General features: G+C 71.3%; 10 protein-coding genes. 6 read left to right on the top strand and 4 right to left on the bottom strand.

The window, feature by feature from the left end; all coding sequences use genetic code 11:
* The first annotated feature begins 138 nt into the window (after window positions 1-138).
* Window positions 139-576 carry a nitroreductase family deazaflavin-dependent oxidoreductase gene (locus VMV22_12090; GenBank protein HUY23065.1) on the top strand — a complete coding sequence of 146 codons (438 nt, stop codon included), beginning with the start codon at window positions 139-141 and terminating at the stop codon, window positions 574-576.
* A gap of 37 nt (window positions 577-613) precedes the next feature.
* Here VMV22_12090 and VMV22_12085 read toward each other — a convergent pair whose 3' ends face one another.
* Both VMV22_12085 and VMV22_12080 read right to left on the bottom strand, forming a co-directional pair.
* Entirely contained in the window at window positions 614-1045 is a 432-nt protein-coding gene (locus VMV22_12085; protein ID HUY23064.1) for a hypothetical protein, read from the bottom strand.
* 6 nt (window positions 1046-1051) lie between these two features.
* Window positions 1052-1501, bottom strand: a complete 450-nt coding sequence (locus tag VMV22_12080; GenBank protein ID HUY23063.1) for a DUF3817 domain-containing protein — start codon at window positions 1499-1501, stop codon at window positions 1052-1054.
* 227 nt (window positions 1502-1728) lie between these two features.
* On the opposite strand from VMV22_12080, the gene VMV22_12075 reads away from it, so the two are divergent.
* The 3 genes from VMV22_12075 (at window position 1729) to VMV22_12065 (ending at window position 4756) form a co-directional block, all read left to right on the top strand.
* Entirely contained in the window at window positions 1729-2703 is a 975-nt protein-coding gene (locus VMV22_12075) for a GlxA family transcriptional regulator (GenBank protein ID HUY23062.1), read from the top strand.
* Between the two features lie 16 nt (window positions 2704-2719).
* Window positions 2720-3358: a DJ-1/PfpI family protein gene (locus tag VMV22_12070; protein HUY23061.1), complete on the top strand. Its 639-nt coding sequence runs from the start codon at window positions 2720-2722 to the stop codon at window positions 3356-3358.
* A gap of 261 nt (window positions 3359-3619) precedes the next feature.
* A complete protein-coding gene (locus tag VMV22_12065; GenBank protein HUY23060.1) occupies window positions 3620-4756 on the top strand; it encodes a GGDEF domain-containing protein in 1137 nt (378 codons plus the stop codon).
* Between the two features lie 921 nt (window positions 4757-5677).
* Here the strand turns inward: VMV22_12065 and VMV22_12060 are convergent.
* Together VMV22_12060 and VMV22_12055 are read right to left on the bottom strand one after the other, a co-directional pair.
* The gene (locus tag VMV22_12060) at window positions 5678-6802 is read right to left on the bottom strand and encodes a nitronate monooxygenase family protein (protein HUY23059.1); all 1125 of its coding nucleotides are present in this window, start codon (window positions 6800-6802) and stop codon (window positions 5678-5680) included.
* 126 nt (window positions 6803-6928) lie between these two features.
* Window positions 6929-7609 (bottom strand): TetR/AcrR family transcriptional regulator, encoded by a 681-nt coding sequence (locus VMV22_12055; protein HUY23058.1) that lies wholly within the window; start codon window positions 7607-7609, stop codon window positions 6929-6931.
* 500 nt (window positions 7610-8109) lie between these two features.
* On the opposite strand from VMV22_12055, the gene VMV22_12050 reads away from it, so the two are divergent.
* Together VMV22_12050 and VMV22_12045 are read left to right on the top strand one after the other, a co-directional pair.
* On the top strand, window positions 8110-8940 hold the full coding sequence (locus VMV22_12050; GenBank protein HUY23057.1) for an enoyl-CoA hydratase/isomerase family protein: 831 nt from the start codon (window positions 8110-8112) through the stop codon (window positions 8938-8940).
* A gap of 99 nt (window positions 8941-9039) precedes the next feature.
* A partial coding sequence (locus VMV22_12045) for an SDR family oxidoreductase (GenBank protein HUY23056.1) occupies window positions 9040-9837 on the top strand: 798 nt, incomplete at its 3' end.

The raw sequence follows: 9837 nt of genomic DNA, 5'->3' as shown, positions 1-9837 counted from the left end.
TGACCCAGGCCCAGGGCTGACCCAGGCCCAGGGCTGACCCAGGCCCAGGGCTGACCCAGGCCCAGGGCTGACCCAGGCCCAGGGCTGACCCAGGCCCAGGGCTGACCCAGGCCCAGGGCTGACCGGTACGCTCACTGCATGAGCGCCCTCGACGCGGCCCAGGCTGCGTTCCTGGTAGTCCATCAACGCCTCTACGAGGCGACCGGAGGTCGCATCGGACACCGGCTGATCGGGGTGCCCACCCTGTTGCTCCGGACGACCGGGCGCAAAACCGGGTTACCTCGCACCTCCGCCCTCGTCTATGCCGTCGACAGCGGTGACTACGTCGTCGTGGCGTCCAACGGTGGCAGCGACACGGCGCCCGGATGGCTCGCCAACGTGCGAGGCAATCGCGACGTCGGCCTCCAGGTGGCGAGGCGCACCCTCCGCGCCACTGCTGTAGTGGTCGAGCGCGGTGATGCCGAGTACGAACGGCTTTGGCGCATCGTGAATGCCAACAACCACGCCCGCTACGACGGCTACCAAGCGCGCACATCCCGCCCCATCGCGTTGGTGCGCCTCACTCCGTCGCCCTGAGGCCCCGGTCCGCCCGCAATCGGTCGGTCGATGGGCGTCAGGAGGAATTGCGCCTGCCGGGAGGCGTGGGGCGGGCAAGTGAGGCCAAGTAGGCGTTGTAGGCGGCGAGCTCGGGGTCTTCGGCCTCGGCTGCGGCGAGAGCCAGTTCCCGGAGCTCTTGTTCGTGAGGGTCGACCGTGTCCTCCGCAGCCTGCTGGAGCCGGTGCGTGCCGCGTCGGCCGAGCGTGGCTGGGTCGTCATGGACGAAATGCCACCAGAAGACGCTCGCGAACACCGCGAAGCACGGCCACATGACCGCATAGACCCACCCGAGGGAGTCACCCGAGCGGGCGACCCCCACCTGCCACCAGCAGGCCACGATGCATCCGGGGACCCAGACCAGGAGGGCGATGTGGGCGACGACCGCCCGCCCTGTGAACCACCGGCGCTCCGAACCTCGGGGCGGCGCGGACGCTCGGCGCGTTGACACGGCCCGCTAGCTCTCCTGGGACGCAGTTCCCGCAGCAGGCGGGGTCGCGCCCGGCGCGCTCTTGGCCGGTGCACCCGCATCCGGTGCACCCGCAGGGGGTGCGATCGCGTCCGCCGCTCCGGCGTCCGATGTGTCAGCAGCAGACCGAGTGGCGCGGCGCTCCTGCTGCGAGTAGAGCGTCGTCAATCGTCGCTCTGCCACGATCGCGCCGAACGGGACCGTCCCGGCAAGGAGCACGAGAAGCGTCCGGCCGATCGGGACGTGCAGGCGGCGGGTGAGCTCGAACGCCGTGAAGAGGTAGATGCAGTACAGGAACCCATGCATGGTGCCCACGATCTTGGCCATGGCGGGGTGGCCCGCGGCCTGGATCGGGATGGCCACGAACACCAGGACGATCAGCAGGACGGCGGTGGCGTAGGCCATGACCCGGTAGCGCGTGAGGACGGCGTGCTGCACGACCGCAATCCTACGAGCGCCTGCCCCTGCCTCCGCCAACCAGCGACCACCGGTGCGCGGCCCGTGGCGCCCACCACCTCCACGCCCCACCGGTACGGCTCCGGAGCGCCGGGCACCGCACCGGGCCGGCCCGTGATGGCCCGGGATGGCCCGGGATGGCCCGGGATGGCTGAGATCGTCAAATATGTGGCATTGCAGCCAATGGATGCACTCTTCACAATGACGGGGTGAGCTTCCGCCGGGTCGTGGCTGTGGTGTTCCCGGGCTTCCAGGCACTGGACGCCACGGGCCCCCTCGAGGTCTTCTCGGCTGCCACCCGGCTGCTGCCGTCGGGGTCGGGGTACCGGGTGGAGCTGGTGGCGAGCGGGGGCGGCCTGGTGCCCTCCTCCTCGGGCATCGTCATGCAGACGCGCGAGCTGGGGTCGGTCCGGGGCCCGGTCGACACCCTCTTGGTGGCCGGGGGGCTCGGGACGGCCGAGGTCCTGGCGGATCGCCCCCTCGTCGACTGGATCGGCCGCACGGCCACGCGGTCCCGGCGTGTGGTGTCGGTGTGCACCGGCGCGTTCCTCCTCGCCGAGGCGGGCCTCTTGGACGGTCGGCAGGTGACCACGCACTGGGCATGGTGCGAGCGGTTGGCCGACGAGTACCCCGCCCTCGACGTCGACCCCGATCCCATCTACGTCGACCACGGGGACGTGGCCACGTCGGCCGGGGTCACGTCGGGGATGGACCTGGCGCTGGCGCTCGTCGGGACCGACCATGGCCAGACGGTCTCGCTCGAGGTCGCGCGCCGGCTCGTCATGTTCCTGAAGCGCCCGGGTGGGCAGTCGCAATTCTCAGGCCATCTACGCGACCAGCTGGCGGCGCGTCCGGCACTGGCGGCGTTGCAAGGGTGGTTGGCCGACCATCTGGCCGCCGACCTGTCGGTGGCGGCCATGGCCGAGCGGGTCGGGATGAGCGTGCGCACCTTCTCGCGGGCGTTCCGGGCCGAGGTGGGGGATACGCCGGCCAACTACGTGGAGCGCCTCCGCGTCGAGGCGGCCCGCCGATGGCTCGAGGACAGCGACCGATCGATCCCCGGTATCGCCAGGGCGTGCGGGTTCGGGACCGTCGAGACGATGTACCGAGTCTTTCAGAGGGTCGTTCACGTGCCACCGGCCGAGTACCGCCGGAAGTTCAGCCGTGGCTTTGCCACGGCCTAGGAAAAGGATCGTTCCCATGCAGATCGTGTGCCTGGTCTTCGACGGGGTCACTGCCCTCGACGCCGTCGGTCCCTACGAGGTCCTCTCCCGGCTCCCGGGTGCAACCTTCACGTTCGTCGGCCCCGGGCCCGGGACCGTGCGCACCGACAACGGTGTGCTCGGGCTGGTCGTCGACGGCAGTATCGACGACGCGCCCGCGGCCGACGTCCTCGTCGTGCCGGGGGGGATCGGCACGAGGCGACTGGTGGACGACGACCGGGTCGTCGACTGGGTCCGGGCGACGCACGCCACGACGATGTGGACCACCTCGGTGTGCACCGGCTCGTTGGTGCTGGGGGCCGCCGGGATCCTGGAAGGGCTCGACGCCACCACGCACTGGACGGAGCTGGAGAGCCTCGCCGGCTTCGGTGCGCGACCGGTGGCGAGTCGTGTGGTGGAGCGGGGCAAGATCATCACCGCCGCGGGCGTCTCCGCCGGGATCGACATGGCGCTCGTTCTGGCAGCCAGGATCGGCGGGGAATTCGTGGCCCAGGCCATCCAGCTGGGGATCGAGTACGACCCGCAGCCCCCGTACGACGCCGGGTCGCCGGACAAGGCCCCACGCGAGGCGGTGGAGCTGGTCCGGACGCTGATGGCGACGGCGACCAACGCCTGAACACTCGCCCCCCGACCCGAGGCCCCCCCCGACCCGAGGCCCCCCCGACCCGAGGCCCCCCCGACCCGAGGCCCCCCCCGACCCGAGGCCCCCCCCGAGGCCCCCCCGACCCGAGGCCCCCCCGACCCGAGGCCCCCCCGACCCGAGGCCCCCCCGGTGAAGGTCGCGCCCACATGGGCCAGGTAGCGCCGGCACCGGGACTTTCGACCCTGCTCTCGGCGGGGTCGACGGCACATGCTGGGCCCAGGGAAAGGACCGCTATTGAGCTCGAGAGGGCGTGAGTCGTGGCGCGGCGACGACGCGCCTGACGCGGCGTTCTGGCGCATCCACATCCACGTCGGCGTCCTGCTGTGGGCTGCGGGCGCCGCCGTCGTCCTCGGCTACTTCGTCGCCACGCCCGGCGGGCCCCATCGTGTCGTGTTGGTGACGACTGTGGCGGCGACGATGGTCGCCACACTCACGTTGCTGTGGTGGGCGGGACTCCAGTCCGTCCACACCAGATGGCAATCCGTCTTCTTCGCCGTGTGGACGGGCGGGTGCATCTCGGTCATCGGTGTCGTCGCCTGGCTCGACGGCGGCACCCGCAGCCCCCTGTTCGATTTGCTGGTCCTGCCCGTCCTGTTCGCCGGGCTCGCCTACTCGCCGATCGGTACGGCCGCAGCCGGCGCGGCCGCATCGGTGACCGCGGCGGTGGTCGGGCTGACGACGGCCCACCTCGACCAGTCCCGGACGGTGGTCATGGTGACGGCCATGGTCATCGTCGGCGCCCTGAGCCTCTCGGGCTCCGTCAACCGTCGGAACCTCTACCAACAGCTGCGCCAGCTCGCCGACCACGACGGGTTGACCGGCTGCCTCACCCACCGGGCGTTCCAGCAACGCCTGGCCGAGGAGGTGGAGCGCGCCAAGCGGTACGGGCGGTCCCTCAGCCTCGTCATGGCGGACGTCGACGACCTGAAGGCGCTCAACGACACCAACGGCCACCATTGCGGCGACGACGCCCTGCGCGACCTGGCCGACTCCCTCCGGGCCGCGGCGCGCGAGACGGACCTCGTGGGACGCCTCGGCGGGGACGAGTTCGCCCTGCTGCTCCCCGAGACCGGTGACGACGACGTCGGCCCGGCCCTGGCGCGCATCGGCAGCATGGTGCATCCGGTCGAGGGCCACGAACCGATCACCGTGAGCTTCGGTGCCGCCACCTGGTCCACGGAGGAGGACAACCCATCACTCCTCCTGCGGCGTGCCGACGAGGCCCTCTATGTCGCCAAACAGACGGGACGCGCCAGGTCCGTCGCCTGGGCCCCGTCGATCGCCAGGCTGCCGGAACCGACGGCCCGGCGGCTCCAGGACGGCGGCGGGGAGTCACCGGGTCCCGAGGAGAGAGCGGCGAGCGGAGGGTGAGCGCCGGCGCGGGTGCCCACCGGACGGGCCCGCCACCGAAGAGCCCCCCGGGACGGTGGGCGTCTCCGCCCTGGCGCGCCCACCGCCGTGCATGGCGGCCAGGGCGGGTCACCGGGCGATCGCGGGTCGAGGTCTCCTGGGTCACCAAGTGCCGGCCCGGGCTCAGTCGGCCTCCCCGCCGGCGCCGGCGCCGGCCAGGCCCGCGCCCGCAGCCGGAAATTGCCGGCGGAAGGCCCGGACCGTGCACCCCCTCAGGCGGCACGGCCCCTCGGCGCGGGCCGACGCACTGCGGGGCAGGTTGAGCACGGGGCCGAGCCAGCCGAGTGCGCTGTTCGGCGGCCCTGGGTGGGATTCGAGGTCACCGACCTCGCACCGCCCGAGGCGCCGTCGCCGCATCGGTGCCCGTCGTTTCGCGACCCGTTGCCGGACGGCGTGGTGGGCGTTGCTCCCGCATCGTTGTGGGAACGCTTGGAGTCCCGTGTCGGCACCGGGCACGCGCCCTGGGACGAGTGGGACCCACGGGATCCGACCGGGTGAATCCGACCGGGTGAATCCGACCGCGTGAATTGGCACCGCATCGACGAGTCGCCTCTCGTCGACGGCGGCACGTGGAACCCTCTCGCCTTCGTCGTGTTGTGCGACACCATGCCGGGCGCGGTGGGGGAGCGCAGGGGAGGGGGCCAGCCCGGGTGGTTCGGCCCAGCGCCGACATCACGGTGCACGTCCTCGGCCCGCGCGGTCGGAGTCGTTGCTGGCGCACAACCGGGCGCGCCATGCCGGCGACGGCTACGCGTCGGTGGAGATCGAGCTGTGGGAACCGCGCGCGGGCTCGTCGCCTACGGCACCCAGATGATGTTCTTCAGCGTTCCCGACGGGCCGCCGCAGCGACGGCGGCCGCCGGGATAGCACGACGACCCGGGCTCAGACCTCGACCTTGGCGGTCTGCGAGAGTCGATCGACGGCCTCGGCGTACTCCTCCACGAGGTCGTAGATCACGTCGCGCACCTTGCGCACCTTGGTGGCGCGGCCGATCACCTGCCCGCATGGGTTGAACGCCACGTCCTTGGACTCTTCGGGGTGGCGTCGGGTGGCGCCCACGGCCTCGATGGCGACGAGCATCTGCAACGGCATCGGCAGCGGGTCGGGCGTGTCCGGCTGGTCCCATGCGTCGGTCCAGTCGTTCTTGAGCATGCGGCAGGGCTTGCCGGTGAACGACTTCGACCGCACGGTGTCGCGGCTGGTCGCCTGGAGGTAGCTCTTCATCTGTCCCGGCGGCGTGTCGGCCTCCTCGACCGTCAGCCACAACGTGCCGGACCACACGCCCTGGGCCCCCATCGCCAGCGCGGCGGCGATCTGGCGACCGCTGCCGACACCGCCGGCTGCGAGCACCGGGAGGGGCGCCACGGCGTCGATGACCTCGGGCCACAAGACGAGCGACCCGACGTCGCCGGTGTGGCCACCGCCCTCGGTGCCCTGGCACACGATGAAGTCGAGGCCGGCGGCCTTGTGCCCAATGGCGTGCTTCACCGAGCCCGCCAGCGCGCCGATGAGCCGGCCCGACGCCTTCACCTGTTCGATGACGTCGGCCGGGGGCGTGCCGAGCGCGTTGGCGATCAGCTTCACCTTGTCGTGGCGCAGCGCCGCGGCCAGCAGGGGCTTGCCGGTCGCCTCGGTCCAGCCCATCATCCCGCTCCGGCGCTGGTCCTCGGGGGGCTCGGGCACGTTGTGCTCGGCCAGCAGGCGGCGGGCGAAGCGCCGGTGGTCCGCGGGCACCATCGACTGCAGCTGGGCCTCGAGCTTCACGGGGTCCATCTCGCCCATGCCCTCGTACTTTCCGGGGATGACGATGTCGACGCCGTAGGGGTTGTCGCCGACGTGCTCGTCGAGCCACTGGAGCTCGATCTCGAGCTCCTCGGGCGAGAACCCGATGGCACCGAGCACGCCGAAGCCGCCGGCATTGGACACGGCCGCCACGACGTCACGGCAGTGGGTGAAGGCGAAGATCGGGAACTCGATGCCGAGCCGGTCGCAGATCTCGGTGTGCACGGTGTCTCCTTGTTCTTTCGGGTGTGGTTGCTGGGTGTGGTTACTGGGTGTGGTCAGGACTGGGTGTGGTCAGGACTGGGCGTCGGGACCGGGCGTCGGGGAGGTTCGCGGGTCGTTCTCGGGGGCTCAGGCCTGGCCCCGCTTTCCCGTGCCTGTTCGGACGGGTTCCCGGCGCGTGGTGCGACGGTGTGTCGGCGTACCCGTCGCGAGCGGGCCGAGGCCGAGCACGGTGCCGAGCGTGGTGGCGACATCGTCGGGGTTCGCGGCGTCGGGATCGATGGTCTGCTGGACCTCCATGCCGATCACCAACGCCCTGAAGACCGTCGCCAACGTGTCGGGCGGGGCCACCGGTTCGATGAGCCCGTCGTCGATCCAGGCGGCGAATCCCCGCGCCAACCATTCGTGCGCCTCGCGAGACCGGGCCTGCATCGCTTCGGCGACCTCGGGGTCCCGGGCGGCGCGCAGCCAGAGTTCGTGCTCGAGCAGCCGGAGCCGTCGGGTCTGTTCGGTCGGGTTCGTGATCACGTTGGCGGCAACGGCCCGGAGGCGGTCCTCCACGGTGGCGGCCAGTGCGAATTCGGCGGCGATGACCGTCACGAGGGAGTGGGCCCACTCGTCGAGGAGGGCCAGGAGCAGACCCTGCTTCGAGCCGAAGTGGGCGTACACCGCGCCCGACGTCCTGCCCGCGGCCTCCGCCACGGCATCCACCGACACGGCGTCGAAGCCGCGTTCGGCGAACAGGGAAGCGGCTGCGTCGAGCAGGCGAGCCCGGGTGTCGGCCTTGCGCTCCTCTTGGGTCCGTGACACCCGCTCTCCTTCTCCGACCTCGAAGTGCCGATCCCGTGACCGGCACTTAGATAGTAAATCCTATCTAAGTGCTCCCGGCCACGGCCAGGGGATTGGGATCGAAGCGACAGCGAAGCGCAGCGATGCAAATCGCCGCGAGACCGAGGGAGCCAGAGAGAGGCGTATCGAATCGCCGAGAGACTGAGGGAACGCAGGATCGCAGGGAACGCAGGATCGCAGGGAACGCAGGATCGCAGGGAACGCAGGATCGCAGGGAACGCAGGATCGCAGGGAACGCAGAGACCTAATCGCGGCGAGACGAGGGAAGTCGAGCGGCCTGCGGCGAGGGGACTCAACTCCGGGGCGGGCTGAGATGGCCCATGGAATACTGACGCGGCGTCAGGCCCGACCGAGCCCGACCGAGCCCGACCGAGCCGGGTCGAGCCCGACCGAGCCCGGTCGCCAGCGCACCTGCCGGCATTGCCGGTGAACACGAGCCCACCCGGTCGATCGGAGCACCCATGTTCAGGACCTCGCCCGTCGTCGCCGAGGACGAGTGGCATCTCGACCTCGAGGTGAAGGGGCACGTCGCCGTGCTCACCCTCAACCGCCCTGACAAGCTCAACGCCTGGAGCTGGGAGTCCACCCGGCAGCTGGGAGCCCGCGCCGACCAGATCCGCTTCGACGAGCGGGTGCGCGTCGTCGTTCTCCGTGGTGAGGGCCGGGCCTTCTGCGCAGGGATCGACCTGGGCATGCCCGAGGACCGCGTCACGGGGCGCTCACCGGCCGAGAAAGCGCGCAATTACTTCGAGGGGATCCGGTGGGCCCACGAGCGCTTCAAGGTCTTCGCCGAGCTGCCCCAACCCGTGGTCGCCGCCGTCCAGGGCTACTGCCTCGGCTTCGGGTTTGAGCTCGTCCTCATGTCCGACATCCGCATCGCCGCCGAGGACGCCGTCTTCGCCCTCCCCGAGGCGCAGGTGGGCGTGGGCATCGACGGCGGTGGGGACCTGCGTCTCGCCCATGAGGCCGGGGCGGGATGGGCGAAGCTGCTCGCTTTCACCGGTCGCCGGCTCGACGCTCGCACGGCGGAGCGCATCGGCGTCGTCCAGCAGGTGACGAGCACCGACGACCTGCTCCCCACCGCCATGGGCATCGCCGAGGAGATCGCCGCCAACGCGCCGCTGGCGGTGCAGAGCATCAAGCGCACCATCGACGGCTTTACCTACCGCGGCCTCAACGAGGCCATGCGCTTCGAGGCCATGAGCGCGGCGATCGAGTTCGTGTCCGACGACATGCCCGCCGGCTACGCGGCGAAAGCCAAGAAGCAACCGGTCGTTTTCGAAGGCAAGTAGTTCGAGGCAAGTAGCAAACCGCACGTAGTTCGCAACGAGCGCAAGAAGAAGGCCGGTACCGCCATGCCGCTCCCCGAACCGCCGCCCGCTGAGCGGCCCATGCTGCCCGCCGACACCTTCGAGGGGACGGCCGTGGTCGTCACCGGGGGAGGGACCGGTCTCGGCAAGGCCATCGCCGTGGAGTTCGCGCGCCTCGGCGCCGCCGTGGGCATCCTGTCGCGCGACGAGGGGCACCGCCTCGCCGGCGTCGAGGCCGTCGAGGCGCTGGGGGGGCGCGCCGCGCACGCCGCTGCCGACATCCGTCGCGCCGAGGACATCACCGCTGCGTTCGACGCGCTCGAGGCCGCACTCGGACCGGTGCGGGTGCTCGTCAACAACGCCGCCGCCAATTTTCCCGTCCCCTCCGAGGACCTCAGTCCGAACGGCTGGCGCGCCGTGTCGCAGATCGTCCTCGACGGCACTTTCTTCTGCTCCCAGGAGCTGTTCCGCCGCGCCCGCGCGGCGGGGGAGCCCGGTGCGATCTGCAACATCCTCGCTACCCAGTCGTTCACGGGCGGGCCCGGCATGGTCCACACCGCCGCCGCCAAGGCCGGCGTCGGCAACCTCACCAAGACGCTCGCCGTCGAGTGGGCACCGCACGGCATCCGTGTCAATGCCCTGGCGCCGGGACTGTTCCCCCACGAGGACATGCGCGCCGATCTGCAGGCCCTGCGGACCACGGGCGCGGATGTGGATGCCCGGCGCTCGCCGGCGGGGCGTCTCGGACGGCTGCACGAGCTCGGCTGGGCGGCCACGTGGCTGTGCTCGCCCTACGCCGCCTTCGTGACCGGGCACACCCTGGTGGTCGATGGCGCCAACTGGCTGCGGCGCGACTTCGTGATGCCCGAGTTCGTCCCC

The sequence above is a fragment of the Acidimicrobiales bacterium genome (assembly GCA_035531755.1).
GTDB lineage: Bacteria > Actinomycetota > Acidimicrobiia > Acidimicrobiales > UBA8190 > DATKSK01.
The sequence above is the reverse complement of the archived record's forward strand: the minus strand, read 5'-3'. Positions and strand labels throughout refer to the sequence as shown.

Coding starts and splice junctions, on each gene's coding strand:
- VMV22_12070 (HUY23061.1), top strand. CDS start 2,720: ATGCAGATCGTGTGCCTGGTCTTCGACGGGGTCACTGCCCTCGACGCC.
- VMV22_12090 (HUY23065.1), top strand. CDS start 139: ATGAGCGCCCTCGACGCGGCCCAGGCTGCGTTCCTGGTAGTCCATCAA.
- VMV22_12050 (HUY23057.1), top strand. CDS start 8,110: ATGTTCAGGACCTCGCCCGTCGTCGCCGAGGACGAGTGGCATCTCGAC.